The organism is Ruegeria sp. AD9 (genome assembly GCF_056542305.1).
The window spans coordinates 167,452-193,976 of sequence record NZ_JBQFZP010000003.1 but is presented as its reverse complement, the minus strand read 5'-3'; the positions used below and the strand labels follow the sequence as shown (position 1 = coordinate 193,976).

Here is a 26,525-nt window from a genome sequence, read left to right as displayed (position 1 = left end):
GGGATGTCCATTCACGGCGCACTAACAATATGAGGAAAAACATGAGCGAGACTCTTGAAAAGGCAGCCGCCGCTTTGAATGAAAAACTGGAAGGCGGCGCGTTTGATGCCTCGGCCAAGTTTGATATCGCCGATCTGGGTGCCATTGTCCTGGATTCCAACGGCGCGCGGGTCAGCGACGATGACGCTGATGTCACCCTAAGCGCTGATGCTGACACGTTCGAACAAATCCTCAGCGGTGAATTGAACCCGACAGGTGCGTTCATGTCCGGCAAGCTGAGCATTGATGGCGACATGGGTGTTGCCATGAAACTTGCATCGGTACTGGCCTGATGGAGTTCTCGCCGGCCCCTTTGTTTGAAGACGTGGCCGGCGGCCCCGCCGGTGGAAAGGCCCACTGGTTGATAACGTCGGATCAAAAACGCATCCGCGTTGCTCACTGGCTTCCGGACGGAAAAGCACATAGCACTGTCATGATGTTTCCTGGACGCACGGAATACATTGAGAAATACGGCACTACAGCCAGCGAATTCACCGAGCGTGGGTTCGCCATGCTGGCCGTCGACTGGCGCGGTCAGGGTCTTGCAGATCGATTGCTGGACGATGCTCGGGTCGGACATGTCGATCAGTTCACCGATTACCAGCAGGACGTTCAGGTCACTCTGAAACTTGCAAGCGCGCTGGATCTGCCAAAACCATGGTACGTGGTCGGGCATTCGATGGGCGGTGCAATCGGGTTGCGTGCCGTCATCGAGAAAGGATGTTTTGCCGCTTGCGCTTTCACGGGCCCAATGTGGGGAATCTTCTTCACTCCGGTTATGAAACCCCTAAGCCGCGTTACGGCCTATTGGGGCACAGCGCTTGGCCTGGGCGAACGAACGCCCCCCACCACAACACTCAAAAGCTATGTCCTGTCGCAACCTTTCGAGGGAAACATGCTGACCCGCGACCCGGACATGTACCGGATGATGCAGAATCAGTTGAATGCACACCCAGAACTCGCGCTTGGTGCCCCTTCAAATCTGTGGCTGCGCGAGTCGCTGGATGAATGTGCTTGGTTAATGGAGCAGACCGCCCCTCAGACACCCTGCCTGACATTTCTGGGCAGCCATGAGCAAATTGTGGACCGCAAAGCCATTCGTGCGCGCATGGCCAATTGGCCCAACGGAACGCTGATCGAAATTCCGGATGGTGAACACGAGGTACTAATGGAAGCACCCGAGGTTCGGGGGCCGGTGCTGGACAAGATTGCGGCGCATTTTCTGGCCAATCAGGCCAATGGCGCACCCGAGCTGGTTTCCTCGTAAACCCTTTCACCTTTGGGATTGGCCGCTTGTGATCCGGGCGCGCCAGCCCTAGATGTTTGCAAAAGCAGTCTACTAAAGGTGATCCATGCGCGACCTTCCTTTCCCTGTCCGTGACGCGAACGCAATCGGTGGCTCCGGCAATCTGGGCAATCTTCCGGAATGGGATCTGAGCGATCTCTACACCTCGGAAAACGCACCCGAATTAGCGCGCGATCTGGATTGGCTGGAAGGTGAATGTGCCGCGTTTGCTGCTGATTACGAAGGCAAGCTGGCCGATCTGGAGGCCGCAGACCTGCTGACCTGTGTGCATCGCAACGAAAAGATCAACGCCATCGCCGGGCGTATCATGTCCTTTGCCGGTCTGCGCTATTATCAACTGACCACAGATGCAGAGCGCGCCAAATTCCTGTCGGACATGCAGGAAAAGATCACGATCTTCACCACTCCGCTGGTGTTCTTCACGCTCGAGATCAACCGGATCGAAGACGATGTTCTGAAAGCGCATTTTGCGGCGAACACGGATCTCGCCCGCTACGAACCTGTGTTCCGTCGCATCCGCGCAATGAAGCCCTATCAGCTGTCTGATGAACTGGAAAAGTTCCTTCATGATCTGGGGGTTGTCGGCGACGCGTGGGAACGTCTGTTCGACGAAACGATTGCCGGACTGGCATTTCATGTCGACGGTGAAGAACTGAACATCGAAGGCACCCTGAATCTGCTGACGGAACAGGACCGCGCGAAACGTGAGGCCGCGGCGCGTGAACTGGCATCGGTTTTTCAGGACAACATCAAAACCTTCGCCCGCGTTCACAACACGCAGGCCAAAGAGAAAGAAATCGTTGATCGCTGGCGCAAGATGCCGACCGCTCAGACCGGGCGTCACCTGTCGAACGACGTCGAACCCGAAGTGGTCGAGGCCCTGCGCGAGGCGGTCGTGGCCGCCTACCCCAAGCTGAGCCACCGCTACTATGAGCTGAAGCGCAAGTGGCTTGGACTGGACGTCATGCAGGTCTGGGACCGCAACGCGCCCCTGCCCATGGAAGACACGCGTATCGTGAATTGGGAAGAGGCCCAAAAGACGGTGATGAACGCGTATGATGCCTTTGATCCCCGCATGGGCGAAATCGCGGCGCCTTTCTTCTCAAAAGGATGGATCGACGCGGCGGTGAAACCGGGCAAAGCGCCGGGGGCCTTCGCCCATCCGACGGTCACCGATGTCCACCCCTATGTGATGCTCAACTATCTGGGCAAACCGCGCGATGTGATGACGCTTGCCCATGAACTGGGTCACGGCGTCCATCAGGTGTTGGCCGCCGGTCAGGGCGAGATGCTGTCATCCACCCCGCTGACGTTGGCGGAAACCGCCTCGGTCTTTGGTGAGATGCTGACATTCCGCAAGATGCTGGACCAGGCCGAAACCCCGGAACAGCGCAAGGTACTGCTGGCCGGCAAGGTCGAAGATATGATCAATACGGTGGTCCGCCAGATCGCCTTCTACGACTTTGAATGCAAGCTGCACGCCGCCCGACGTGAGGGCGAGCTGACCCCGGATGACATCAACGCCCTGTGGATGAGCGTTCAGGCCGAAAGCCTTGGCCCCGCATTTGAATTCATGGACGGGTACGAGACCTTCTGGGCTTACATCCCGCACTTCGTCCACTCGCCCTTCTACGTCTATGCCTACGCCTTCGGCGACGGCCTCGTGAACGCGCTCTATTCCGTTTACGAAAGCGGCGCGGATGGGTTTGAGGACAAGTATTTCGACATGCTGCGCGCTGGTGGTTCAATGCACCACAAGGAATTGCTGGCCCCGTTCGGCCTGGACGCCAGCGATCCCAATTTCTGGGACAAAGGCCTGTCGATGATCTCAGGCTTCATTGACGAGCTGGAGGCGATGGAGGGCTGAGACACCCTCGACAGAGGGTGGCGACATCTGCCTAGCTGAAATAACCTGCCATGCTTGGCAATGTCACACCCAAGGGGCTCCTGAATGCCCGCTAAGCGGACAATGCCGACCTTGAGCGAGTGGCGCTAGGATGCCAAAACATCTCATGGAAAAAATTAGTCAACAGTTGCTTTACCAGAGGCTTCGAAATCGAGTGATCGAACTGCTCGATATGTATTCCTCCTTGGATGGCATCGCTACTCTCGGCACCTACGAGACGATTGAAATGGTCAGTGACTGGTTGCCGCTCGACTACGCAGAGGCTCCCAAGGTATTCAGCGAAAAAGAAAAAGTGGTCATTGAGAAATTCATGGCGCTTGCCACCGCTGCAGCTGACGTAACTGAAGAAAACACATGGAACATTGATTGGTTTAAGAATTCCGAGGAATGGGTACGCGTGTCCGAATTTGCCGAAAAAGCGTTAGCTGTCTTCTCTGAACGCGGTCGATTTTCTGAGGAAACTGAAGAAGTCTTTTCAAACTAGCAACCGGTCAATCAGGGCTCAAAGCAGCCGCACCTGAGATCACTTCAACTGGCTGTCCTTCGACCCCCGCCGATTGACGCCGCCACGTGCCTTGAACGCACCATCCCGTTCCTGCTGGCAATCAAGGCACAGCTTCACGCCCGGCAAAGCAACGCGGCGTTTTTCAGGGATCGGCTCTTCGCATTCGGCGCAATGGGTCAGGCTTTCACCAACAGGCCGCTTTTGCGCCTGCATCCGCGCCAGTTCATCCGAAATCGACGCTTCGATCTGTTCGCTCACTGCGCCGTCGCGCGCCCAGCCTCCGGCCATGGGTCATCTCCTGCTAAACGTAAGCAAAAGGATAGCCGAGCCCGCGCGCAAAGGGCAAGTTACAGCGAAACTGCGCCGTCGAACACGCGGTCAATCACCTCTTGCGTCCCCCGAGAAAACTCCAGCGGACAGGGATACTCTACTCCTTCCCTGACCGAGCGGCAGAAGGCCTCGACCTGAAGCTTGTAATGGTCTGCTCCAGGGAACCGGGTGACCAGCACCTCAAGCCCCGGGCGATGCAACTCGACCCGGGCTTCACCAAACACACGCGCATTAAACGGAGTTGTCAGGCGGATCAGGCCATTGTCCCCGTGAAACACCATTTCCTGATGAGGATGCATCCGAATGGACACGTAGCTTGAGTAGGTAAAACCGGGGAACTGCGCGCGAATTTCGGTGAAGATGTCGATATCATCCTGCCAACGGATGGCTGACTGTATCCCCACAGGTTCCTGCCCCGTAGCAAACCGGGCGCCGCCGATCACGTAAACACCGATGTCACGCAATCCGCCGCCGCCCGTTTCAGCGCGGTTTCGAATGTTCTGGGTATCTGCCCGATTGTCGAAGCTGAACGCCCCGGTTACATGCACCAGATTTCCGATTGCGCCATCCGCAATCAGTTTGCGTGCCAATTGCCATTGGGGGTGATGCACGATCATATAAGCCTCAGCGGCAAGCAAGCCGCTTTCGTCGCGCTTTTGGATCAATGCGTCAAATTCATCGGCTTTCATGGTCATCGGCTTTTCGCAGAGCACATGCTTGCCGGCGTCCAGCGCTTTCAGGCTCCACTCCACATGAAGGTGGTTGGGCAGTGGAATGTAGACCGCGTCGATACCGGGGTCTGCCAACAGCGCATCATAGCTTGCGAACACGTTCAGGTCGGGACAGAAAGACGAAAAAGGTTCAGCCTTTACCGCATCCGACGTCGCCAGCGCAGCTAGTCGCGCCCCGTTGGAGGCATGTATCGCCGGTGCCATGTATTCACGCGCGAATTTCGCGGCACCTAACACGCCAAACTGAACCGGTTTTTGCATAACGCTCTCCATAGATGTTCGAACCCCAAAGGGTTCGTTCCCCTGCGAGGTCCGCAGGATCGACCTGTCACACCGTCATCAAAATGAAATGCGTCTTTGCCCTACCATAGCTTTGACCCTGCGGCCATTCTTTTGGCTTCACAGTCAGGATAGCGGCCTCAGACGATCAACTGGCAATGAGTCGTCAGGATGCGCCGGGCATGTGCGCGTAGAGGAGGATTCTTCGCACAAATGAAAAACCAGCCCGCAGCTATTGCAGCAGGCTGGTATCGTGGTCAGCTGACACCCAGCATCCCTTTTTCACGCGCAAGATCCCGCATTTTCCTTTGCAGTTTCTCGAACGCGCGAACTTCGATCTGTCGGATCCGCTCGCGGCTGACATTATATTGGGCGCTGAGGTCCTCCAGCGTCACCGGCTGATCCAGCAACCTGCGCTGAGTCAGGATATCCTTTTCACGGTCGTTCAACACGTCCAGCGCCGCAGCAAGCAACTCGCGACGCGCTTCCAGCTCATCGCGCGCCTCATAATCTCCGGCCTGGTCGGCATCTTCATCCTCAAGCCAGTCCTGCCATTGCATCGTGCCTTCGCCTTCGGACCCGACCGTGGCGTTCAGAGACGCGTCCCCGCCGGACATGCGGCGGTTCATGCTGATCACTTCCTCTTCGGTCACACCCAGATCATTGGCGATTTGCGCGACATTTTCCGGACGCAAGTCGCCCTCTTCCAGGGCGCCGATGCGCGCCTTGGCTTTGCGCAGGTTAAAGAACAGCTTTTTCTGCGCCGAGGTTGTGCCCAGTTTAACCAGCGACCACGACCGCAGGATATATTCCTGAATCGAGGCGCGAATCCACCACATGGCATATGTGGCCAGACGGAAGCCTTTTTCAGGGTCAAAACGTTTGACCGCCTGCATCAGGCCCACATTGGCTTCGGAAATTACTTCGGCTTGCGGCAAACCGTAGCCGCGATATCCCATGGCAATCTTGGCCGCCAGCCGCAGGTGCGATGTCACCATCTTATGCGCGGCTTCTGTGTCCTGCTCTTCGACCCAGCGCTTGGCCAGCATATATTCTTCTTCCGGCTCAAGCAGGGGAAACTTGCGAATCTCCTGCATATAGCGGTTCAGGCCGCCCTCGGGCGTCGGCGCGGGGAGATTTGCGTAATTTGCCATTATGATGTCCCTCCGACAAATGTTTAAGTCTTTAACATAGGATATGGGTAAAGAACCCATCCTGTTCAAGAGGTGCTGCTAACAGTCTGAAATTAATCTTTCATGAAGGAAAGATAAGAAACTCTTACTCACAGGACTTTGCTTATTGTGTCAGCGGCGCGCGAAGCGCGGCAATCAGGTTCTCCATGTCTTGCGGCAGTTCGGCCTCAAACCGCAGGTGTTCGCCCGTCACCGGGTGCTCGAACCCTAATACGGCGGCGTGAAGCGCCTGCCGGGGAAAGTCGTACACGCATTCGGCAGCGGCGGGCGTAAACGCCCTGGTGGCCAGTTTCCGCTTGCCACCATAGATCGGATCCCCGACAAGCCCATGCCCGGCATGGGTCATATGAACACGGATCTGGTGCGTTCGCCCGGTCTCGAGCCAGCATTCGATCAGAGCAAGACCAGCAGGCGTGCCAAATGTTTCAACTACCCGCGTGCGTGTCACCGCGTGACGCCCGCCATGAAACAACACCGCCTGCCTTTGACGGTCGGTCTTGTGCCGCGCAAGCTGGGTGGTCACACGCATGATGTTGCCCGGCTCAAAGCTCACCCCTTTGACGCCGCGCAGACGGGGATCACTTGCATCCGGAACCCCGTAACACACAGCGCGGTAATAGCGTTCGACACTATGTGCTGCGAATTGTTCGGCCAGCCCGTGATGTGCGGCGTCTGATTTGGCGACCACCAGAAGACCGCTGGTTTCCTTATCGATCCGGTGAACGATACCGGGGCGCTTCACCCCCCCAACACCTGACAAAGCCTCACCGCAATGGTGTAGCAAAGCGTTGACCAGCGTACCCCCGGGCGAGCCTGGCGCGGGGTGCACCACCATGCCTGCTGGCTTGTTGACGACGATCACGTCTGCGTCTTCGAAAACAACCTCAAGCGGGATGTCTTCTGCACCGATGTGGCTGTCTTCAGCCTCGGCCACAGTTATGACGACCTGCGCCCCTTCGGACACTTTGGTCTTTGGGTCCTGCATCCGGTTCCCGTCGATCCGAACTGCGCCATCCTCGATCAGGCGCGCCAGCCGCGTGCGCGACAGGTTTTCACCGTCTGGCACATCCCGCGAAAGCGCCTTATCAAGGCGAGGCGGCGGATCGGCCGCGATCTGAAACTCAATCTGGCGGGTGCCCATGACTGTCCCTTCCGAACCCCAAGAACCGCAGGAAACCCCGCAGCTGCGATTGCTGCGGCGGATGGTCATGCTGCTGACCGCGGTGATGATTGGCGGGGTTCTAGTGACATTCGCCCTGATTGTCATCCGCCTATCGGACCGCACACCCACCTTGCCGGATCAGATCGACTTACCCGATGGTGCGCGGGCACAGGCCCTGACCATCGGGTCCAACTGGTATGCGGTCGTGACCGACGACAACCGCGTCCTGATCTTTGACAAGACAACAGGAAAGCTGCGTCAGGAAATCGCCGTCGAGTAACCGGATCAGTTCGGGAACAGACGGGTGCCGACCCAGGCCTCACCCATCTGCACATCCAGTTCGGGCGTACGCATCTTGCGTTTTCCGCCAAACGGGCAGAGCGTGATTTCGCCCAGATAAATCTTGTCGCCAATTACATAGAGGTCCACCCGCGCAAATTCGACACGTTGCCCGACGGCTTCGGCAATTGCGACCATATCGTCAAACACCTCTGGCTTGGGCTCGGTGTCATCGCTTGTCTGGAAATACAGCTCTTTCGGGATGAAGTTGAAATCCCGGTCGTGGATCATCTGCACATGTCCCCGAGAGCGGTCCCGGTCAACCTGAACAATCTGAACCTTTCCGGCGACAACCCAGAATTTCCAATCGATGATGTCCTGACCTTCAGCCGCCAGATCCTCTTCAAGGAAATAGCGCGTGTCGATCGTGGAATACCACCATTCTGCCGCCCAGAACCCGTGGGGAATGGGTTTATTGCTCCAATTGGCAAGCTTTTCCTGGGCCAAGTTGCGGTCTTCTGTGTTCATGGGCCAGGTGACCCTATGGTTTTGCCCCTGGCCGTTATTGCATTTGAGCCAATAGCTGCCCGGCTCGAGATCGAGGTCTTCCGGTAACTCAGGCGACGATGAAACCCAATAGCGTTTCACCGGTGTAACAAGGTTCCTGGCTGGTTCTGGGATACAACTTTCCGCTGTCAACTTATCCGCCGCCGACACTTCAGGCATCTCGGCAAACAGCTTCATGACCAGCATCTTCTCAGTCACGGTCTTGGGGTTGCTCAAATCGGGTAAATAGCGCTGGTTGTTGGCAAATCTCGACAATGACATAGACATGGCATTCAACCGCAATGCGTCATTGGCATAGTGATCCCAACCTCGCTGATGACCCGATTGGGGTTTGTCATTCACCCCATAAAGCCCTTTGTCTTTTATCTTATCCAATTCAACCTGGGCCACTTTGAAGAACTGCTCAGAATTTGCGACCTGAGCTACGGACATCACGCCGTTAGTGGCTTCACTGATTTCCTCTTTGCTGATCTGCAAGTCCGGAAGCGAGTCGGGAAACTCGATGTTCTGCGGCGCGCCCCGCCCTCTGCGCGGCAAAGGTGCATTGGCAGGACTGATCCCCAAACCGCGCAGCCTTCGATCCAGAAATGAATGACGTTTTACACCCTTGGCAATCCACCAACGCATCCGACGGCCCCAAAGATGGACGGCCTGCGTCTGATCCGTAAGGTACTTTTTTCGAAACTCCCGCGCTGGAATGTCGTTCGCCTGCCCCGTTTGCCGAAACGGCAAAGGATAAAACACCGGGGGTGGGCTAGCGTGTTCGATCTCGCCATGATGTCGCAGAAACCACGTCATGACACCGGGTCCGTAAACACTGTGAGCCTGATCCGAGGCATGAGGCAACTCACCGGCCTTTTTCTGGCGTTCCAGATTCTCGCGTTCTTCACCTTCTACCCAAGGACGGATTGGGAATGGATCAAGACTGTATTCCGTATACGCTTTCAGCGCGGGGCTGTCGGACGGCAACCGCATGATCGCATTGCAGATCGTATTGCGATTGAAGAAACCGAAAATATGATCCGCCTTCGGGATCGGCTTCAAAGAAATCACATCCGTATCGCACCAGAGAAAATCAGTTTTTTGCATCAGTTGCAGCCTGAAAATATCAGATTGCGGAACCGGTGTTTTGAACTGGTTGTTCATAATGAACCGCTGCGGTTCGTGAATTTCGTTCGCCGAAACCAGTTCGATACCTTCGGGTACATTCTCGACTTCGTCATAGTGGAACAGCACGACCCTGTGTCCGTTCGCGACAAAAGACAAAAGGCACATCTGTTCCAGAAAACTGAGAGGACCTTCCAACCAGAGCATTCCGATTGTGGGAAGAGTATTTTCCGCGGCCATATGCAGTTTCTCCGAGGGCGAGTTTGTCAGGATTCAGGCTGTTTTACGCTGGAAGACGGTTGCTTGTCTGACGAAAGACGCGCGTGCAATCCGCGGTCTTTTGCAACAAATTCTACAGCCGGCTTATTAACAAGCGTCTGGTAAAGCGCGTTGTATTCTGGCTGTTTGAGAAGGTCCTCGATCAACGCCTTGTGCCACAGGAATGCTTTTCGGTGCAGCCGTGCAAGCCGTTCGTCGGACTGAAATTCTGCCATCACCGCGTCAACGTCCTCCTTATACCTGAGGATTGTCTCATCCGTCGCGCCACCCCTGTTCCAGCGGTCCCAGTATTCCGTTCCCAGCGTCTGCGAGGAGTGGTTGGCCCGCCCACGGCTGCGCTTGGCCAAATAGGCTTGTGTGGAGCGGACCGCGTAATGATTGATCTGTGCAATCTCAAATCCAAAAGGCGGTGCAACATGGTTCCCAAAGGGTGCGGGTTCTTTCGCGTGCCCCCCGGGAACAGACCGGAATACACCTGCCTGAAACTCGGACTTGGGATGCGGGTTGTGCATACCATAGCGGAGATAGACTTCACCCTGCCGGAAAAGCGATTTGACGAACCGGCGCCCCGCCCCGCCCTGCTCATACTTCAACTCACCATCGAAAAACTGCTGCGTCACTGGCGCGTCGCGCAACACATGGCGACCGCTGTTCGAGAATATCTTCCATGGAATGGAAATGACATCCACGCCCGGTGTGGCCTCGATCAGGTCGTCCACCTTATGGTTTCCGACATGAATATTCAGAAACTCATCCGCATCGCAGACATAGACCCATTTGGCTTCTTTCACGACGGGCAAACGGCGGGCCTGCCTCAGAGCTGATCTGTGAATCCCGCCCGTTCCAACGCGGTTCCTGTGAAACTCAACATGACCCAGGGCCTCAAGACGGCGCAAAATTCTGTTCGTACCGTCCGTGCAATCGTTGGTGTAAACAATGATCCTGTCGAAACCCACAACTTTATGATGAGCCACCCATTCCAGAATGTACGGGCCCTCATTTTTCATCGCAGAGATGAGGATTTTTTCAGGCTTGTTCATCACTGCCATTCACCCCAGACGCTTAGTCGCCCTGTTTCTTGCTGTCATCTTGCGGGGTGATTTTTTCAATAGCGATCTGCGCACCAGCAATTGCCCGGATACGCAACTCACGGGGGTGTTTGCCCAGAAACTCGTTGACGGCCCGGATCACTCCGTCGCCCCACCACCCCCGGCGGTGGTAATCATCAAACGCCATGATCCCACCCGATTTGATCTTGGGAAACAACGCCTCTAGGTCCGCAGTAACACCTTCGTAAGAATGATCCCCATCGACATAGGCAAATGAAATGCTCTCATCGTCAAAAAGCTTTAATGCTGGCACCGAGAAATCGCGAATAATGCCAACCTTGCCCTCCTCGATCTCTTTTTCGAAGGACGTGACGACCTTCTGGAAGATGGCTTCCATCTTTTCGTCTTCGGTCCTGCCAACAAACGCCGTTGTATGCGATTCCTCGCCAATATGTTTCCAGGGGTCGATCAGAAACAACTGACTGGGTTCAAGCAACTTCAGGATTGTCGGAGAAAACTCGCCCTGCCAGACACCGATCTCAACAGCCACCCCACCCTTGGGAAGGCGCGTCAGGAACGTACGTCGGATCGCATCTTTTGTATTCTTGCGTTTGGTTGCTTTGTCTGCGTTCGGTTTATTCTGGCTGCCGGGAAGAGCACCGATCACTCTGGGTTCGTTTGACATCTCGACCTCACTTGCAGACGGGTATTGATTTCTCGCGAAACCCGTTTTGTTTATTGGGCAATGGCTAACATGTCGTTGCTTCAAGAACCAGAAGCTATGTGTCGTTTTTGGAAAGTGGTGGCAACTTGTCGATACCAAGCCACGGAGGCTCGAGGCTTGTAACCCGATAGTCACTCGCTTTGCTCGCGAGAAAACGGTTAATCGCCGAAGACATACCGGAATAAGACCCTTTGCCCCGCCTGTAGGATGTAAAGGCGATGCTCCCGCCCGGAGCCAGAACCCTGTCGATCCGGTTCAACAGCTGCAACATGACACGCTCGGCCCGAACCCCGCGTATGATCACGACACCAACGCTTTGATCTTCAAACAGCTTCAGCATCAAAGGCGGCAGCGCCCGGTAGACCCTCAGACGCCCAGCGACGATCGGTTCTCGGAAGTACTCCAGCAATGCATAGAAGGTGCGATCTAGGGCCTGAAGTTTAGGATCTTGCGTTGTATCCTTGCAGGCGAACGTATCCCACGACAGCCCCCATGGCCCGATGATCGTCAATTGCGCAACTGCATCCAATGCAAGTATTTCTTCTACGATTTCGGTCTCGACATGCCCGATCAAAACCCAGTTCTTCTTGCCACTGATTGACCGCAAGAACCGCTGTCGCTGCTCTTTCGTTCTTTCAACCTCCGGAGACACTGGCGGCAGGAAAGATGAGTCCTTCGGATCGAACGGCAAGTCCACCTGTTTTGCATCAGTGATTAATGCATGCTGCGCCGCCGCTTCTTCGTACTCCATGGCCGTTTCCAGGGAATCCAGCCGGGTAAACCAGGGGTAGTTATTGGGTCTTGAGTTTTCAGATTTGGACATCTTGCCCAAACGCGTCCATTTCGCAACTTGCGCGAAAGAAACTTCGGGGTCTTTGTAGGTCTCCGCAACAAAGGAAAGATCGCCTTCTTCCATCACGCCCAGATCCAGCGCCTTTATATATCGCCCCCCGGCAAAATTCTTGTACCGAGTTATGAATCCCTGTGCGGCCTCTGTTTCACGAATCTCCGAGATACGGCGCTTGTGATAAACAACAGCTTTTTCGTGCAAGTCTCCCAGAACACGATCCGCACGTAGTTCATCATACGATTTTCCAAGGCGGTCCAATTTGGAAAGGATCGATAATTCTTCAACTTTGTTGAAGCAATGCATGTGCCAATAGGCTTGTCCCGTTGCCTCCATCTTGGGATGAAACGCGGTTGTGTTTACATCCCCCCGCAGCCGCTTCATCAGATAACTCTCGATGGATCGGACGGCATAGTGGTTCATCCTGAAAAACTGCTGCCCAAAGGCCGCGCCAGTAGTGGAATGGGACCAACCATTTCGCCGCATTGCAGGTGGCAAGGGATCTCCGTCACCATCAATCCATGCAAAGCTTTCGGCCTTACCGGCGATTGGGCCACGCGGACGGTGTGTGTTGATTGCCCGATAAGACCCGTTGTTTCTGACAAGCGATTTGAAGGCACGCACATTCTGCGGCGTCACCACCCCCAACTCTGCTGCAGATGTGAATTGTTCGATCACAAACTTGTCTTCAAACTCGACAATCCCATTGTGTCCGAACATCTGCCATATCGCGGCAAAGCCATCTGCATGTGGAAAGGTGCGAAACAGATCGTCCAGCGTACCGTCCCCAACACGGATATCGAGAAATTCGTCGACATCACAAACCAGAATCCACTCGGCTTCAGCGTACCAGGGATGTTCCATAGCGTTCGCATAGGCCGACGCCTGCGGCCCATGCTTCCAGGGACCGGGGTTATCGATATGCGCCAGAAAACCCAGTTCCTCGCATCTTTTCAAAATCGCGTCAGTGCCGTCGGAGCAGTCATTCGAGTTAACGATGAAATGCGTAAACCCGATCGAAAGGTAATACGCGATCCATTCAAGGATGAACGGCCCCTCGTCTTTCATCGTTGATATGACAAGTCTCATCGCACCTACCCGCAACCATGGCCCGCAAATTCAGGACGAAGGGAAAATCGCATCATTGCAGAGGCATGGCGCGCTTCCCGACACATGGCTTAGTTACGGGCCACGGATTTGCAATGCAAGTGAACAGACAAGAACGGCAAAGTCAGCTTCGCATAAGCTGATCCGCACTTCACAGGATACGAATAGATTTGGTGCGGTCGAGAAGACTCGAACTTCCACGGGTGTTACCCCACAGCGACCTCAACGCTGCGCGTCTACCAATTCCGCCACGACCGCACTGCCTGTGACTTGGTAGAGCGGCGTATAGACGTTGGCGCACGCGATGTGAAGAGGCAAAAACACACTGGTTTAAAAACCTTCGCAGCAGTCCTATCTAAGCCGGTGATCAACACAGTTTCGATCTGACAGGAGCCGCAGATGACCTCGCCCGATACCCGCGCCATCATCCAAATCGATATCGTGTCAGACGTCGTGTGCCCGTGGTGCATAGTCGGGTTTCGCCAGCTTGACGTGGCATTGAAACAGCAGGGCATCCAGGCCCAAATTCGCTGGCACCCGTTCGAATTGAACCCGAACATGCCGCCTGAAGGGCAGAACCTGAGGGAACACATCACTGAGAAATATGGCTCGACCCCCGAACAGAGCCAGCAGGCACGTGACAGGCTAACGGCGATCGGAGCAGAACTGGGGTTCACCTTCAACTTTCACGAAGACAGTCGGATCGTGAATACAATCAAGGCGCATCAGTTGCTGGATTGGGCCGAAAGTCAGGGCCAGCAACACCAATTGAAGCTTGCGCTTTTCGACGCATATTTCACACGGCAACAGGATGTGTCCGACGTTGAGGCTCTGTTGCAGGCCGTCACGTCTGCCGGGCTGGACCCTGATGCCGCACGTCAGGTGCTTGAGACCGGCGAACGCATCGCCTTGGTTCGAGAGAAACAGCAATTCTGGACCAGCAGGGGTATCTCAGGTGTGCCGTCCATGGTGTTTGGCGGAAAATACCTGCTGACCGGCGCGCAAGGGGTCGATACCTATTCCCGGGTGCTGCAACAGTGTTTGACCGAAGCGGCCTGACCCCTCTTCCCCTGCCCGCTACGGACGGATATGAGGCCGCCATGGAATGGAAAATCACCGATGGTCTGACCAGTTATGACGAAGCGACCGCCTTTATGGAGGCACGCGTCGCCGGGATTGCACACGGCGACGCGGAGGAGTGCATCTGGTTACTGGAACACCCGCCGCTTTATACGGCAGGCACGTCAGCTAAGGTAGAAGACCTGACCGATCCTGACCGCTTTCCGGTTTATGCAAGCAAACGGGGCGGCGAGTACACCTATCACGGCCCCGGTCAGCGTGTGGCCTATGTCATGCTGGATCTGAACAAGCGCGGGCGCGACGTGCGCCAATTCGTGAAGCAGTTGGAAAACTGGGTGATATCGGCACTGGCCGAATTCAACGTGCACGGCGAAATACGCGACGGGCGCGTTGGTGTCTGGGTGCGGCGCGACGACAAACCGCTGACGGTGACCGGCAAACCGGCAGAGGACAAGATCGCGGCAATTGGATTGCGTTTGCGAAAATGGGTTAGTTTTCATGGCATTTCGGTCAATGTCGAACCGGACCTGGAGCATTTTTCGGGCATTGTTCCCTGCGGGATCAGCGAATACGGCGTGACCTCGTTGGTGGATCTGGGTCTTCCGGTCACCATGGAGGATCTTGATGCGGCGTTGAAGAAAACCTTTGAGGAGGTTTTTGGCGCTTCGGAAACCTGATTCTGTCTGGGGTTCAGCTGTCGTCGAATCAGATTCTGTCGCGTCCTGATACAACAATATGGATGGGCGGAAGGCTCTGTTTCCGAAACACGTCGCAATTTACCAAGAACCATTCAGTTTTACGTTATTCTTTAGGCAAGTTTTAATTCTCTAGGATACACCGGTGTTGTTAACGAGTAATATGAAACTGCCAATCAAGAGTGAGTGGTATGTTAAACCGGTGATCAAGGGCTCGCCCTCGAAATCCGAGAAGTGTTTGGTTACGAGTCTGCCGTTCCGACCCCAAATCGGAACGGCAATTCATCTCCCCCCTTCACGCTGAAACCCGTGCTCAAGCCGCAATGGTCGGAGGCAGGCGATTTCTGCGCTGTCCGGCTATGGAGTCACATGGCCTGTCCCAAGGAGGGGTTTCGGGTTTTCTTGCCTGCGGTCGCGGCGACATGCGTGGGCGGATGCGGGTAATTGTCCGGATTGGCACCTCACAAACAGACATGAAAACATTGATTACAAAGAGATTTTTATCCTTTCAGCATGTTCGGCAATCAGGTCGAAATCACCCATCTTACCAGGTGGGCGCATCGACACCCCGTCATGACGCGGCAGGACGTGAAAATGCAGGTGGAAAACCTCTTGCCCGCCTGCGGTTTCGTTGAATTGTTGAATGGTTACACCGTCCGCGTCGAAGGCTTTCATCACTGCACGAGCCATCTTTTGAACGGTGTTCATGACCGCCGCCAGTTGGTCGGGCGTGGCATCCAGCACATTGCGGCAGGGCGTTTTGGGGATCACCAGCAAATGCCCATCCGCGCGCGGCATGATGTCCATGAAGGCCAATGTTTCGACGTCTTCGTAAACTTTTGACGAGGGTATCTCGCCGCGCAGAATTTTGGCGAAGATGTTGTCGGGATCATAATCCATGGTTGGCCATCCGTTCCTTGAGGGGCTTTTGACCGAGTTGTGGTCCACCCGCCCTGCGGGGTCAAGTCGGGGGATTGAAGGGGGAAATGTACAAATTGTACCGGGTTTTCAGAGGCCGTTGTTCGTTTTGTACAATTGGATTTGGCTTGAGATCGCATAGATCGAGACAGATGCAGGACGTTCCCGACAGGTGATGTCCGCCTACGCAGCAGAGTACAGGTTTCGCATTTCTTAATGAGACGAAAACTGGTTAAGTTCTTCAATACTTCATCAAGCTCAAGTCAAAGGTTCGCATTACGAGTATTTGCGGTCAACTGAGTGTTCCCGAGTGTTGGTGTTTGCTGCCCGCTGACCGTTAGGCAAGACAGTGGTTTCGTCTCTGCATGATTGATATTCTAGGCGGGGTGAAAATTTGGAGAAGAACATGCTTTCCAGACGGGATTTTCTTGGCTCAACAGCGGCGAGCCTCATGTTCGCGACAGCCGGCAACCGAGCTGCGGCGCAGGTTTCGGAATTTCGGCAAGTTCTGTTGACTACGGACGGGCTCGGCCTTGCGGCACTGGTCAAGTCCGGAGACATAACGCCATCAGAGCTTTGCGACGCTGCCGTCGAAGCCGCCTTGGCGCTTGATCAGAGTCTCAATGCGATCACAACGCCGATGTACGAAGAGGCGAGAGACAAGGCCGTGGACATGCGACGGCAAGGACCGTTTGCCGGGGTTCCGTTTGTGGTGAAGGATAACCTCGATATTGCAGGGCAATACACGACCCATGGCTCGCGCGTATATCGCGACAATCATCGACCAAGGTCCGCGCCGCTGGCACTGGCCCAAGAGGCAGCCGGGCTGAACCTGATCGGAAAGAGCAATATGCCAGAGGTCGGAGCACTTCCGGTCACGGAAGGTCAACTGCTCGGACCGTGCCGCAACCCGTGGAACCTCGATCACTCCTCCGGAGGCTCAAGCGGAGGGTCCGCGGCTGCGGTCGCGGCAGGTATCGTACCGCTCGCCCATGCCAGCGACGGCGGCGGGTCCATCCGTATTCCTGCATCCTGTTGTGGTGTCTTCGGATTGAAGCCAAGCCGTCACCGTATGTTGTGGGGATCGAGTGATCAGACCACCTATGCTGCCGACAATTGCGTCAGCCGCTCCGTGCGAGACAGCGCGGTGCTTTTCGCCTTGGGGCAGGACCGGTCACCGAATGCACCGCACAGACCAATCCCGTTGATTTCTGGCCCGTCCACCAACCGGCTGAAAATCGGATTTGACCTCCGCAATTATTACGGCGACCTGCCAGATCCCGAGGTGCAGCGCGTCATCGAAGAAATGGCGCAACTCTGCGAAGACCTTGGTCATAGCGTGATTGAAACGCAAAGCCCGGTGGACGATGAGTTCGAGCTTCGCTTCAACCAGATCTTCGGGTTCCGCATGGTGGGCCTCGCCGACGCGGCGACGGCCAAGGCAGGCCGACCGCCGGAGGAAACGGGACTGCTTGACGCGTTCGTCCGCGACTGGGCCGCCTTCGCGCGCAACTTCACTCATGAAGATCAGGAAGCAGCCAGCGCATATATGCTGGATCTGGGCACCAGATATGGCGCATGGCTGTCCGCGTTTGATGTGTTTCTGTCACCGGTTACCCCGGGCACAGCACCGGTGATTGGCACGCTATTCGATGAAAGTGTCCCATTCGAGGAGATGTTCGCGCGTGTTGCGAGGTTCACGTCCTACACCCCGATTCAGAACGCGCTTGGATTGCCAGGAATGTCCGTGCCCGCAGGCCTGACCCGTGAAGGTCTGCCTATTGGCAGCCATTTCGTTGCACCCGCCGGTCGCGAAGACACACTTTTCGAACTGGCCTACGAAATCGAACAGGCGAAACCATGGTGGGCCGACTGGGCGCCTGTGTCGGTGGCCAGTCTCTAGAGCTCCATGCAATAGCAATAAGTACGTTGAAATCGAGAACGCCCAAGGAGGCAGCGACCCCTTTGTGTTCTTAAGCTACCCTTCCCTGTCCTCGATCCTGCGGAGTGGGCCGACGGCAGGCGTTCACTCCTTTCCGGTCGGCTTTGAGCGCCGGTCCCATTGCGGGCGGCATGATGACAGGTACCAGATCCGCTGTATCGCCACCCCCCGAACGCTCAGATCCCAGCCTCTTGATCGTTCCTTTTCAAGGGGGGTGCGGCCATTTATCTTGATCCAGATCAAACTCGGCCATTGAAGGTCGCCCCTACGCATTCTAAAACCAGCAGGAATCCCGCGCGTTGGAGAGGTCCGGCTGCGCGGTGTAGTTGCAACAGGAGGCACCTATAATGGCAGACGCAGCCATTCATGGTCACGACCATGAAGACCAGCGCAGCTTTTTCCAGCGCTGGTTCATGTCGACCAACCACAAGGACATCGGGATTCTGTACCTGATCGTTTCGGCTCTGGCCGGTCTGATCTCGGTTCTGATGACCGTTTACATGCGGCTCGAGCTGATGCACCCCGGTGTTCAGTACATGTGCCTTGAAGGCTTCATGGCCGACCCGTGTACGCCCAACGGGCATCTGTGGAACGTGATGATCACCTATCACGGTGTTCTGATGATGTTCTTTGTTGTCATCCCTGCCCTGTTCGGCGGATTTGGCAACTATTTCATGCCGTTGCAGATCGGCGCGCCGGATATGGCGTTCCCGCGGATGAACAACCTGTCCTTCTGGCTTTATGTCGCCGGTACCTCGTTGGGTGTGGCCTCGCTGCTGAGCCCCGGTGGGAACGATCAGATGGGTTCGGGCGTGGGCTGGGTTCTGTACCCGCCGCTGTCCACGACCGAGGGCGGCATGTCCATGGACCTTGCGATCTTTGCCGTACACGTATCGGGCGCCTCCTCGATCCTCGGCGCGATCAACATGATCACCACCTTCCTGAACATGCGTGCCCCGGGCATGACCCTGTTCAAGGTGCCGCTGTTCAGCTGGTCGATCTTCGTCACCTCGTGGCTGATTCTGCTGTCGCTGCCGGTTCTGGCGGGCGCAATCACCATGTTGCTGATGGACCGCAACTTTGGCTTTACCTTCTTTGATCCGGCCGGTGGTGGCGATCCGATCCTGTATCAGCACATCCTGTGGTTCTTTGGCCACCCGGAAGTGTATATCGTGATCCTGCCCGGTTTCGGCATCATCAGCCATGTCATCGCGACCTTCTCGCGCAAGCCGATCTTTGGCTATCTGCCGATGGTCTGGGCGATTATCGCAATCGGTGTTCTGGGCTTTGTCGTGTGGGCGCACCACATGTACACCGTCGGCATGTCGCTGCGTCAGCAGGCCTATTTCATGCTGGCCACGATGGTCATCGCGGTTCCGACAGGCGTTAAGGTCTTCTCGTGGATCGCGACCATGTGGGGCGGTTCCATCGAGTTCAAGACACCGATGCTGTTTGCCTTTGGCTTCCTGTTCCTGTTCACCGTTGGCGGTGTGACCGGTGTGGTTCTGTCGCAGGCAGGCGTGGACCGTGCCTATCACGACACCTACTATGTGGTTGCGCATTTCCACTATGTGATGAGCTTGGGTGCCGTCTTTGCGATCTTTGCGGGGATGTATTTCTACTTCGCGAAAATGACCGGTCGCCAATATTCCGAGTTCTGGGGCAAGGTTCACTTCTGGATGTTCTTCATCGGCGCCAACCTGACCTTCTTCCCGCAGCACTTCCTGGGTCGTCAGGGCATGCCGCGCCGCTACATCGACTATCCCGAGGCGTTCGCGCAGTGGAACTATGTTTCGTCGATTGGTGCGTTCATCTCGTTCGCTTCGTTCCTGCTGTTCTTCGGCATCGTGATCTACGCCCTGCTGCGTGGCGCACGCGAAACCCGGCCCAACTACTGGAACGAGTATGCGGATACGCTGGAATGGACCCTGCCCACGCCGCCGCCCGAGCACACGTTCGAGCAGCTGCCCAAGCAGGAAGACTGGGACAAGGGCCACGCGCACTGATCCCGATCTGATCCAAGGAAACCCCGCCCAGGTGGCGGGGTTTTTCTTTGCCCTCACCTCGCGTTCGCCAAGTGCCCCGAAATCAGCTATGATGTGCGGACGGAACAGTCGGAGGGTCGGCAATGCCCGAGATCGACTTTTGGTATTCCATTGGCAGCACGTACAGCTTCCTGACCGTGATGCGTCTGGACGAATGGTGCGCCGAGCATGACGCCACGGTGAACTGGCGCCCGTTCAATGTGCGTACGGTGATGTCGGCCCAGCAGAATATTCCCTTTGCCGGAAAGCCTGTGAAATCGGCTTATATGTGGCGCGACATCGAACGCCGCTGTGCCAAGTACCACATCCACGCCAACCTGCCCGCGCCCTATCCGATTTCCAATCTGCCGCTGGCCAATCAGGTTGCGGTGCTTGGAATGATGGACGGCTGGGGCGTGACGTTCACCCAGACGCTTTATCGCATCTGGTTCGAAGAAGGGGTGGAAGCCGGTAGCGAAAGTGCACTGTCCGAGGCGCTTTTGCGGTGTCAGCAGGACCCCCGACTGACCCTCGCGCGCGCACAAGGCGACGACATCGTCGCGGCCCTTGAGGCCGAGACGGAAACCGCCGTCAAACTGGGTGTTTTCGGCGCCCCCAGCTTTGTTGTCCGGCAAGAGGTGTTCTGGGGTGACGATCGTCTGGATGACGCTCTGTCCTGGTCTCGGGTCGGCCACGTCGTCTGATCAAAACCCGTCGACATGAGGCCGCGCTGCGCTATGTTCGCGGTATGCCCTACACGTGGAATCAGACCTCAGAAACCGAACAGGAACTGCGGCTTTGGCCGCATAACTCGCTGCCTCCGCGGGGGGCGATGATCACGATCCTGTCGGTGTTCCTGTTTGGCCTGATCCCGTTGCTGGCCACGCTTGGTTCCGTGATCCTGTGGGGGCTGCTGCCGTTTCTGCTGATCACTGTGCTGGGGCTTTGGCTGGCCATCAAGACCAACTACCGCGCCCGCAGTGTTTTCGAGGTTCTGACCCTGTCGGGCACACATGCGCGGCTGGTGCACCACACCCCCGGCAAAGAGCAGCACGAATGGTCTTGCAACCGCTATTGGGCGCGACCGGCGATGCACGAGAAAGGCGGCCCGGTTCCGCATTATGTCACCCTTGTCGGAGACGGGCGCGAGGTCGAAATCGGGGCGTTTCTGTCCGAAGATGAGCGGATCACGCTTTATGACGAGCTGGTCCTAAGACTGCGCGAGCCGATCGCGCAGTAGCAATTCACAGGGCCCAGTGCCTCAGCAATCGCCGTTTGAGGCTGCGCACAGGTGATCCTTGACCATCGGGCCGACCTTGCCGAAATCCATCCGGCCGGTATAGCGCGTCTTCAACTCGCCCATCACCTTGCCCATATCGCGGATCGAACCCGCGCCGGTTGCCGTAATGGCGGTTTGAATGGCCTTGCTGACCTCATCGTCATCCAGCTGTTTGGGCAGAAATTCCTCGATCACCTCGACTTCGCGAATCTCGCGTTCGGCCAGATCCAGGCGACCGCCCTCTTCGTAGACGCGTGCGCTTTCCTTGCGCTGCTTGGTCATTTTTCCAAGGATTTCAAGAACCTCTGCGTCGCTGCATCCCTTTGCTTCTTCATTGTCGGACGCACGTGCCGCGATGTCGCGGTCTTTGATGGCGGCGTTGATCAACCGCAGCGTCGACAGACGCTCGGCTGCTTTGTCTTTCATTGCTTGCTTCAGGGCGGCATTCACCCGTGATCGCATATCCATTTGGTTTGTCCATCCCCATGACAAAGGAACCCCGACCATATCGAAACAAAAAGCCTGACACAACCGGGGGTGAATACAGCTAACCCATTGAAAAACAACAATAGCCTAAAAATTGAACAGACTTGACCCAGACGCGCAACCCCCTTAGGTATGCGCCGATTTACCCTACAGGAGAGTCGCGCCATGGCCCCGAATGCCCCGTCCAAGCCCACCGCATGTCTGGCTTTGGCCGATGGAACCCTGTTTTACGGCGCAGGCTTCGGTGCGACCGGGCAAACTGTGGCCGAGCTGTGCTTTAACACGGCGATGACCGGATATCAGGAGATCATGACCGACCCGTCTTATGCCGGGCAGATCGTGACCTTTACATTCCCTCATATCGGCAATGTCGGTGTGAACCCCGAGGATGACGAAACCGGTGATCCGGTCGCGGCAGGCATGGTTGTGAAATGGGATCCGACCGAGCCATCAAACTGGCGCTCGACCGAGGAACTCAAGGGCTGGCTGGCGCGCCGAGGGCGCATCGCCATCGGTGGTGTCGATACCCGCCGCCTGACCCGTGCCATCCGGCAGCAGGGCGCCCCGCATGTGGCGCTGGCCCATGATCCCGAGGGAAACTTCGACATTGGGGCGCTGGTGGCTGCCGCGCGCGGCTTTGCCGGGCTGGAGGGCATGGACCTGGCCAAGGATGTCACCTGCGCACAAAGCTATCGCTGGGATGAGATGCGGTGGGCCTGGCCGGATGGGTACCAGCGTCAGAAGGCCCCCGCCCACAAGGTTGTTGCCATTGACTATGGCGCCAAGCGCAACATCCTGCGCTGCCTTGCATCCGCTGGATGTGACGTTACCGTTCTGCCCGCGACTGCGACCGCAGCCGACGTGCTGGCACATCAGCCTGACGGTGTGTTCCTGTCGAACGGTCCCGGCGATCCGGCAGCAACAGGCGAATACGCTGTTCCAATGATCAAAGAGATTCTGGAGACGACAGACCTGCCTGTGTTCGGCATCTGCCTTGGACACCAGATGCTGGCGCTGGCGCTGGGTGGTCAGACGGTCAAGATGAACCACGGCCACCATGGCGCGAACCACCCGGTCAAGGATCTGGACACCGGCAGGGTCGAGATCACCTCGATGAACCACGGTTTTGCCGTCGATGCGCAATCCCTGCCCGATGGCGTCGTGGAAACTCACCGGTCGCTGTTTGACGGCTCGAACTGCGGTATCCGCATGGCGGACCGGCCGGTCTATTCGGTGCAGTACCACCCCGAGGCATCGCCCGGACCGCAGGACAGTTTCTATCTGTTCGAGCGCTTCGCCGAGGCGATGGAAAAGTAAAAAATACAGGCATAATTGCTTGTCTGTGCAGTGTTAACCGGGCGTTAACCTTGTTCGAACAACCCTGAGCGCAGGTAACTGCGCCAGGGTTTTGTTATGGCTGAGCTTGATCTTCTGGATTTCACGTCCGCCGCACCGATCCCTGCGCCCGGGTATCGGAAACCACTGGGCACCTGCCTGCTGGAAACCGGAACCATCACCCGATCCCAGCTGGACCATGCGCTAAGCCAGCAAACCAGACAGAACGCTCCGCTGGGAGAGATACTGGTCGGCGAAGGTTATGCCACCCGGCAGGACGTGTTGAGCGCGCTGTCCGCGCAATCCGGCTGGCAGATTGCAGATCTTGAACAAATCCCGCCGATGCCGGAACTGAGCGGGCTGATGCCGGTCGACTTCTGGCTGAAACACAATGTCATCCCCTGGATGCGGATTGGCCCCCTTGTTCTGGTGGCCACGGCCCGGCCCGACCGGTTCGCAACCGTGACCGCCGAAATGCGCGAATGCGAATATGCCGTGATCCCGGTGCTGGCGGCCTCTGATCAGATCGACCGCACGATTGCACGGCAATTCTCGGGGTCTTTGGCCAGATCGGCGGAAACGCGGGTTGATCCCGCGCAAAGCTGCCGCAACTGGACCCTCAGGTCGCGCGTGGGGCCTTCGGTGGCCCTGTTGTGTGTGCTGGGGCTGTTTGCCGTATTCCCGGCGTTTGGCCTGCTGGCGATGCTGGGCATGGCTGTGGGAACTCTGGTGCTTTTTGCAGTCTTTCGGACGGTTGGCACGCTGGCTTATCTTTGGCATCGTCTGAGAACGCAGCCGGACCACACCGAAGCTGCCATCACATTGCGGCAGCCCTGCGTGTCGATCATGGTGCCATTGTACAAGGAGCGCGAGATTGCAAACGCTCTGGTGCACAGGCTGCAGCGGCTGACCTATCCCAAGGCGTTGCTGGATGTCATCCTTGTGCTTGAGGAAAAGGATGACGTGACGCGCAATGCCCTTGCGCAGGTGAGCCTGCCCAGTTGGATGCGCATCGTCGAGGTGCCCGAGCTGAACGGGTTGACCACCAAGCCGCGCGCCATGAATTACGCGCTGGATTTCTGCCGGAGCGACTTCGTTGGCGTCTGGGACGCGGAAGACGCCCCGCAACCGGATCAGATCGAGCGTGTGGTGGCGCATTTCACCCAGGCCGCGCCGGATGTTGTGTGCCTGCAAGGGGTTCTGGATTACTACAACCCGCGCAGCAACTGGCGGTCACGCTGCTTTACCATCGAATACAACAGCTGGTTCCGCGTGATCCTGCCGGGGATCGCCCGTATGGGGCTGGTGGTGCCACTTGGGGGCACCACGTTCTTTTTCCGCCGCGACAAGCTGTTGGAACTTGGCGGCTGGGACGCCCATAATGTTACCGAGGACGCTGATCTGGGCGTAAGGCTGTGCCGGGCCGGGTACCGGACCGAAATGGTGGATACCACAACATATGAGGAGGCGAATTTCCGGGCCTGGCCCTGGGTCAAACAGCGCTCGCGCTGGCTCAAGGGGTTCATGGTCACGTATCTGGTGCATATGCGCAGCCCGCGAAAACTGTGGCGTGACCTTGGTGCCGCTAAATTTCTGGGCCTTCAGGCGTTCTTTTTGGGCACGTTGGGGCAATTTCTGCTGGCGCCCGTTCTCTGGGTATTCTGGCTGTCAAGCCTGGGGCTGGCCAATCCGATGGATGATATCGTGCCGCATTCAACCTCTACCGCGCTGATCGGGCTGTTTTTGATGGCAGAGGGACTGAGTATCGGTGTTGGCCTGATCGCCGTTTCCGCGCGTGAGCGGCGGTTTCTTTTGCCTTGGGTTCCGACGATGTTTCTGTATTTCCCGCTAGGCGTGATTGCCGGTTACAAGGCGTTGTGGGAATTGGCGACCAACCCGTTTTTCTGGGACAAGACCCAGCACGGACAGGCCAGCGAAGACGAGCCGCTGACCTGATAATCACTTGTCGCGGCGACTTGCGTCCTGTTTCAGGCGCGTCATGAACGCGATCGAGATATGATCTTTGAGCGCCCGCCCCGCCGCCTCTTCATCGCGCGCGGCAATGGCTTCGACGATGCCTTTATGTTCGCTCTGGGCAATCTCTCCGCGCCCCTGCACGGCCAGCGACGTGGTCGCCATCAAGGCCATAGTCCGGTGCACCAGATCAAGCTGCTGGACAAGGTAGCGGTTGTGCGAGGCCAGATGGATCTGTTCGTGAAAGCGCCGGTTGGCACGTGACAGCGCCATCGGATCGCCCACCAGCTTGTCATCTTCGAGAACCATGTCCTGAAGAACCCTGATCTCTTCTTCGGTGGCGTGTTTGGCAGCCAGCCGCGCGGCGAGCCCTTCCAGTTCGCGGCGCACGATATAAAGCTCGGCCATCTGGTTGTGGTCCAGCGACGCCACGATCAGTGACCGACCGTCCCGTTCCAGCAGAGACTGGGTTTCCAGGCGTTGCAACGCTTCGCGGATCGGGGTGCGCGACACCCCGAACCGTTCTGCCAGCTCGCTTTCCACCAGACGATCGCCGGGCTTGTAGACGCCGACATCAATGGCTTCGAGTATCAGGCTATAGGCATCCTTGGTGGGGGATCGGGTCTGGCTCATGGGGTATTCTGTCTCCTCGTTCGGACATGTCTATCCGTCTCTGGGGGCAGCAATCAAGTACGGCATTGAAAACACCCCGCCCGCGCCCTAAACCCAAGCCATGGTCAAACCGTCCTTCAGTCATGTCACGCAATGGGTGTTCGATCTGGATAACACCCTCTATCCGCCGCATATGCAGCTGTTCGATCAGATCGAAGTTCTGATGACGGATTATGTGGTGCAGGCCATCGGCGTGGACCGGGCCGAGGCCGACAGGCTGCGCAGGCAATACTGGCGCCAATACGGCACCACGCTGGCCGGGTTGATGGCCGAACATGATCTGGACCCCGAGCCCTATCTGCACGCGGTGCATCAGGTGGATATGAGCCATATGGACCCGGATGCAGAGCTGGCCGATCACATTCGCGCCCTGCCCGGACGGCGCATCGTCTACACCAATGGCAGCGCGCCCTACGCCGAGCGGGTCTTGCAGGCGCGCGGGCTTTCGGGGCTGTTTGATGCAATCTATGGCGTCGAACATGCCGGGTATCGGCCAAAGCCCGAGAAAGCCGCCTTTGAAGCCATCTTTGCACAGGATGGCATTCAGGCTGACAAGGCCGCGATGTTCGAGGACGACCCGCGTAATCTGGCCGCCCCGCATGAGATGGGAATGCGCACGGTTCATGTCGCCCCGGACCCGCATGAGGCCGATCACATCCACCATCACACGGACGATCTGACCGCGTTTCTGGCCCGCCTGCGGTAGCCTG

At 57.0% G+C, this 26,525-nt stretch carries 25 protein-coding genes and 1 tRNA gene; 14 read left to right on the top strand and 12 right to left on the bottom strand.

What is annotated here, in order from left to right; genetic code table 11:
- The first annotated feature begins 41 nt into the window (after positions 1–41).
- The 4 genes from ACR0AM_RS06345 (at position 42) to ACR0AM_RS06330 (ending at position 3,735) form a co-directional block, all read left to right on the top strand.
- Positions 42–332, top strand: a complete 291-nt coding sequence (locus ACR0AM_RS06345; protein WP_209504212.1) for an SCP2 sterol-binding domain-containing protein — start codon at positions 42–44, stop codon at positions 330–332.
- A complete protein-coding gene (locus ACR0AM_RS06340) occupies positions 332–1,306 on the top strand; it encodes an alpha/beta hydrolase (RefSeq protein ID WP_480622428.1) in 975 nt (324 codons plus the stop codon). Before ACR0AM_RS06345 ends, ACR0AM_RS06340 begins: the two co-directional genes overlap by 1 nt.
- Before the next feature lie 85 nt (positions 1,307–1,391).
- Positions 1,392–3,212, top strand: coding sequence for a M3 family oligoendopeptidase (locus ACR0AM_RS06335; protein WP_480622427.1), 1,821 nt, complete (start codon positions 1,392–1,394; stop codon positions 3,210–3,212).
- Between the two features lie 145 nt (positions 3,213–3,357).
- Positions 3,358–3,735 (top strand): hypothetical protein, encoded by a 378-nt coding sequence (locus ACR0AM_RS06330; RefSeq protein ID WP_480622426.1) that lies wholly within the window; start codon positions 3,358–3,360, stop codon positions 3,733–3,735.
- A 39-nt stretch (positions 3,736–3,774) separates the two neighbouring features.
- On the opposite strand, the gene ACR0AM_RS06325 is transcribed toward ACR0AM_RS06330, so the two are convergent.
- The 4 genes from ACR0AM_RS06325 to ACR0AM_RS06310 all read right to left on the bottom strand — a co-directional run bounded on the left by ACR0AM_RS06325 (position 3,775) and on the right by ACR0AM_RS06310 (position 7,430).
- Entirely contained in the window at positions 3,775–4,044 is a 270-nt protein-coding gene (locus tag ACR0AM_RS06325) for a DksA/TraR family C4-type zinc finger protein (RefSeq protein WP_480481378.1), read from the bottom strand.
- 59 nt (positions 4,045–4,103) lie between these two features.
- A complete protein-coding gene (locus ACR0AM_RS06320) occupies positions 4,104–5,078 on the bottom strand; it encodes a Gfo/Idh/MocA family protein (protein WP_480622425.1) in 975 nt (324 codons plus the stop codon).
- Positions 5,079–5,353: 275 nt separating this feature from the next.
- Positions 5,354–6,250: an RNA polymerase sigma factor RpoH gene (rpoH, locus tag ACR0AM_RS06315; protein WP_480476596.1), complete on the bottom strand. Its 897-nt coding sequence runs from the start codon at positions 6,248–6,250 to the stop codon at positions 5,354–5,356.
- A 142-nt stretch (positions 6,251–6,392) separates the two neighbouring features.
- The gene (locus ACR0AM_RS06310) at positions 6,393–7,430 is read right to left on the bottom strand and encodes an RluA family pseudouridine synthase (protein ID WP_480622424.1); all 1,038 of its coding nucleotides are present in this window, start codon (positions 7,428–7,430) and stop codon (positions 6,393–6,395) included.
- Between ACR0AM_RS06310 and ACR0AM_RS06305 the strand changes: the two genes are divergently transcribed.
- Complete coding sequence (locus tag ACR0AM_RS06305) at positions 7,429–7,731, top strand: DUF6476 family protein (RefSeq protein WP_480493405.1); 303 nt, start codon at positions 7,429–7,431, stop codon at positions 7,729–7,731. The two genes, ACR0AM_RS06310 and ACR0AM_RS06305, sit on opposite strands and share 2 nt — an antisense overlap.
- Positions 7,732–7,736: 5 nt before the next feature.
- Here ACR0AM_RS06305 and ACR0AM_RS06300 read toward each other — a convergent pair whose 3' ends face one another.
- The 5 genes from ACR0AM_RS06300 to ACR0AM_RS06280 all read right to left on the bottom strand — a co-directional run bounded on the left by ACR0AM_RS06300 (position 7,737) and on the right by ACR0AM_RS06280 (position 13,668).
- Positions 7,737–9,644, bottom strand: a complete 1,908-nt coding sequence (locus ACR0AM_RS06300; RefSeq protein WP_480622423.1) for an ATP-grasp fold amidoligase family protein — start codon at positions 9,642–9,644, stop codon at positions 7,737–7,739.
- A 26-nt stretch (positions 9,645–9,670) separates the two neighbouring features.
- Positions 9,671–10,723, bottom strand: a complete 1,053-nt coding sequence (locus ACR0AM_RS06295) for a glycosyltransferase family 2 protein (RefSeq protein ID WP_480493407.1) — start codon at positions 10,721–10,723, stop codon at positions 9,671–9,673.
- 22 nt (positions 10,724–10,745) lie between these two features.
- Positions 10,746–11,417 (bottom strand): class I SAM-dependent methyltransferase, encoded by a 672-nt coding sequence (locus ACR0AM_RS06290; protein WP_480622422.1) that lies wholly within the window; start codon positions 11,415–11,417, stop codon positions 10,746–10,748.
- A 94-nt stretch (positions 11,418–11,511) separates the two neighbouring features.
- The gene (locus ACR0AM_RS06285) at positions 11,512–13,392 is read right to left on the bottom strand and encodes a glycosyltransferase family 2 protein (RefSeq protein WP_480622421.1); all 1,881 of its coding nucleotides are present in this window, start codon (positions 13,390–13,392) and stop codon (positions 11,512–11,514) included.
- A gap of 189 nt (positions 13,393–13,581) precedes the next feature.
- Positions 13,582–13,668 (bottom strand) — tRNA-Leu (locus tag ACR0AM_RS06280).
- A gap of 141 nt (positions 13,669–13,809) precedes the next feature.
- On the opposite strand from ACR0AM_RS06280, the gene ACR0AM_RS06275 reads away from it, so the two are divergent.
- On the top strand, positions 13,810–14,469 hold the full coding sequence (locus tag ACR0AM_RS06275; RefSeq protein WP_480622420.1) for a DsbA family oxidoreductase: 660 nt from the start codon (positions 13,810–13,812) through the stop codon (positions 14,467–14,469).
- Positions 14,470–14,510: 41 nt separating this feature from the next.
- Positions 14,511–15,167 carry a lipoyl(octanoyl) transferase LipB gene (gene lipB / locus ACR0AM_RS06270; RefSeq protein WP_480622419.1) on the top strand — a complete coding sequence of 219 codons (657 nt, stop codon included), beginning with the start codon at positions 14,511–14,513 and terminating at the stop codon, positions 15,165–15,167.
- Positions 15,168–15,671: 504 nt separating this feature from the next.
- On the opposite strand, the gene ACR0AM_RS06265 is transcribed toward lipB, so the two are convergent.
- A complete protein-coding gene (locus ACR0AM_RS06265) occupies positions 15,672–16,085 on the bottom strand; it encodes an HIT family protein (protein ID WP_480604195.1) in 414 nt (137 codons plus the stop codon).
- Between the two features lie 469 nt (positions 16,086–16,554).
- Between ACR0AM_RS06265 and ACR0AM_RS06260 the strand changes: the two genes are divergently transcribed.
- The 4 genes from ACR0AM_RS06260 (at position 16,555) to ACR0AM_RS06245 (ending at position 21,309) form a co-directional block, all read left to right on the top strand.
- Entirely contained in the window at positions 16,555–18,006 is a 1,452-nt protein-coding gene (locus ACR0AM_RS06260) for an amidase family protein (protein WP_480554704.1), read from the top strand.
- Between the two features lie 386 nt (positions 18,007–18,392).
- Positions 18,393–20,051, top strand: a complete 1,659-nt coding sequence (ctaD, locus tag ACR0AM_RS06255; RefSeq protein ID WP_267366169.1) for a cytochrome c oxidase subunit I — start codon at positions 18,393–18,395, stop codon at positions 20,049–20,051.
- Positions 20,052–20,173: 122 nt separating this feature from the next.
- Entirely contained in the window at positions 20,174–20,773 is a 600-nt protein-coding gene (locus tag ACR0AM_RS06250) for a DsbA family protein (protein ID WP_480622418.1), read from the top strand.
- 44 nt (positions 20,774–20,817) lie between these two features.
- Positions 20,818–21,309, top strand: coding sequence for a DUF2244 domain-containing protein (locus ACR0AM_RS06245; RefSeq protein WP_267366167.1), 492 nt, complete (start codon positions 20,818–20,820; stop codon positions 21,307–21,309).
- 21 nt (positions 21,310–21,330) lie between these two features.
- Here ACR0AM_RS06245 and ACR0AM_RS06240 read toward each other — a convergent pair whose 3' ends face one another.
- The gene (locus ACR0AM_RS06240) at positions 21,331–21,816 is read right to left on the bottom strand and encodes a GatB/YqeY domain-containing protein (RefSeq protein WP_480476570.1); all 486 of its coding nucleotides are present in this window, start codon (positions 21,814–21,816) and stop codon (positions 21,331–21,333) included.
- 183 nt (positions 21,817–21,999) lie between these two features.
- On the opposite strand from ACR0AM_RS06240, the gene carA reads away from it, so the two are divergent.
- A complete protein-coding gene (gene carA / locus ACR0AM_RS06235; RefSeq protein ID WP_480622417.1) occupies positions 22,000–23,151 on the top strand; it encodes a glutamine-hydrolyzing carbamoyl-phosphate synthase small subunit in 1,152 nt (383 codons plus the stop codon).
- A 96-nt stretch (positions 23,152–23,247) separates the two neighbouring features.
- Complete coding sequence (locus ACR0AM_RS06230) at positions 23,248–25,125, top strand: glycosyltransferase (RefSeq protein ID WP_480622416.1); 1,878 nt, start codon at positions 23,248–23,250, stop codon at positions 25,123–25,125.
- A 3-nt stretch (positions 25,126–25,128) separates the two neighbouring features.
- On the opposite strand, the gene ACR0AM_RS06225 is transcribed toward ACR0AM_RS06230, so the two are convergent.
- Positions 25,129–25,776, bottom strand: a complete 648-nt coding sequence (locus tag ACR0AM_RS06225; RefSeq protein ID WP_267363400.1) for a GntR family transcriptional regulator — start codon at positions 25,774–25,776, stop codon at positions 25,129–25,131.
- A gap of 100 nt (positions 25,777–25,876) precedes the next feature.
- Here ACR0AM_RS06225 and ACR0AM_RS06220 point away from each other — a divergent pair, with 100 nt between their 5' ends.
- Positions 25,877–26,521, top strand: a complete 645-nt coding sequence (locus tag ACR0AM_RS06220; RefSeq protein WP_480622415.1) for a pyrimidine 5'-nucleotidase — start codon at positions 25,877–25,879, stop codon at positions 26,519–26,521.
- The last annotated feature ends 4 nt before the right edge of the window (positions 26,522–26,525 follow it).

Bases quoted from the DNA above. Each gene is read 5' to 3' on its own strand.
- ACR0AM_RS06345 (WP_209504212.1), top strand. From the start codon at position 42: ATGAGCGAGACTCTTGAAAAGGCAGCCGCCGCTTTGAATGAAAAACTG.
- ACR0AM_RS06340 (WP_480622428.1), top strand. From the start codon at position 332: ATGGAGTTCTCGCCGGCCCCTTTGTTTGAAGACGTGGCCGGCGGCCCC.
- ACR0AM_RS06335 (WP_480622427.1), top strand. From the start codon at position 1,392: ATGCGCGACCTTCCTTTCCCTGTCCGTGACGCGAACGCAATCGGTGGC.
- ACR0AM_RS06330 (WP_480622426.1), top strand. From the start codon at position 3,358: ATGGAAAAAATTAGTCAACAGTTGCTTTACCAGAGGCTTCGAAATCGA.
- ACR0AM_RS06325 (WP_480481378.1), bottom strand. From the start codon at position 4,044: ATGGCCGGAGGCTGGGCGCGCGACGGCGCAGTGAGCGAACAGATCGAA.
- ACR0AM_RS06320 (WP_480622425.1), bottom strand. From the start codon at position 5,078: ATGCAAAAACCGGTTCAGTTTGGCGTGTTAGGTGCCGCGAAATTCGCG.
- rpoH (WP_480476596.1), bottom strand. From the start codon at position 6,250: ATGGCAAATTACGCAAATCTCCCCGCGCCGACGCCCGAGGGCGGCCTG.
- ACR0AM_RS06305 (WP_480493405.1), top strand. From the start codon at position 7,429: ATGACTGTCCCTTCCGAACCCCAAGAACCGCAGGAAACCCCGCAGCTG.
- ACR0AM_RS06310 (WP_480622424.1), bottom strand. From the start codon at position 7,430: ATGGGCACCCGCCAGATTGAGTTTCAGATCGCGGCCGATCCGCCGCCT.
- ACR0AM_RS06300 (WP_480622423.1), bottom strand. From the start codon at position 9,644: ATGGCCGCGGAAAATACTCTTCCCACAATCGGAATGCTCTGGTTGGAA.
- ACR0AM_RS06295 (WP_480493407.1), bottom strand. From the start codon at position 10,723: ATGAACAAGCCTGAAAAAATCCTCATCTCTGCGATGAAAAATGAGGGC.
- ACR0AM_RS06290 (WP_480622422.1), bottom strand. From the start codon at position 11,417: ATGTCAAACGAACCCAGAGTGATCGGTGCTCTTCCCGGCAGCCAGAAT.
- ACR0AM_RS06285 (WP_480622421.1), bottom strand. From the start codon at position 13,392: ATGAGACTTGTCATATCAACGATGAAAGACGAGGGGCCGTTCATCCTT.
- ACR0AM_RS06275 (WP_480622420.1), top strand. From the start codon at position 13,810: ATGACCTCGCCCGATACCCGCGCCATCATCCAAATCGATATCGTGTCA.
- lipB (WP_480622419.1), top strand. From the start codon at position 14,511: ATGGAATGGAAAATCACCGATGGTCTGACCAGTTATGACGAAGCGACC.
- ACR0AM_RS06265 (WP_480604195.1), bottom strand. From the start codon at position 16,085: ATGGATTATGATCCCGACAACATCTTCGCCAAAATTCTGCGCGGCGAG.
- ACR0AM_RS06260 (WP_480554704.1), top strand. From the start codon at position 16,555: ATGTTCGCGACAGCCGGCAACCGAGCTGCGGCGCAGGTTTCGGAATTT.
- ctaD (WP_267366169.1), top strand. From the start codon at position 18,393: ATGGCAGACGCAGCCATTCATGGTCACGACCATGAAGACCAGCGCAGC.
- ACR0AM_RS06250 (WP_480622418.1), top strand. From the start codon at position 20,174: ATGCCCGAGATCGACTTTTGGTATTCCATTGGCAGCACGTACAGCTTC.
- ACR0AM_RS06245 (WP_267366167.1), top strand. From the start codon at position 20,818: ATGCCCTACACGTGGAATCAGACCTCAGAAACCGAACAGGAACTGCGG.
- ACR0AM_RS06240 (WP_480476570.1), bottom strand. From the start codon at position 21,816: ATGGATATGCGATCACGGGTGAATGCCGCCCTGAAGCAAGCAATGAAA.
- carA (WP_480622417.1), top strand. From the start codon at position 22,000: ATGGCCCCGAATGCCCCGTCCAAGCCCACCGCATGTCTGGCTTTGGCC.
- ACR0AM_RS06230 (WP_480622416.1), top strand. From the start codon at position 23,248: ATGGCTGAGCTTGATCTTCTGGATTTCACGTCCGCCGCACCGATCCCT.
- ACR0AM_RS06225 (WP_267363400.1), bottom strand. From the start codon at position 25,776: ATGAGCCAGACCCGATCCCCCACCAAGGATGCCTATAGCCTGATACTC.
- ACR0AM_RS06220 (WP_480622415.1), top strand. From the start codon at position 25,877: ATGGTCAAACCGTCCTTCAGTCATGTCACGCAATGGGTGTTCGATCTG.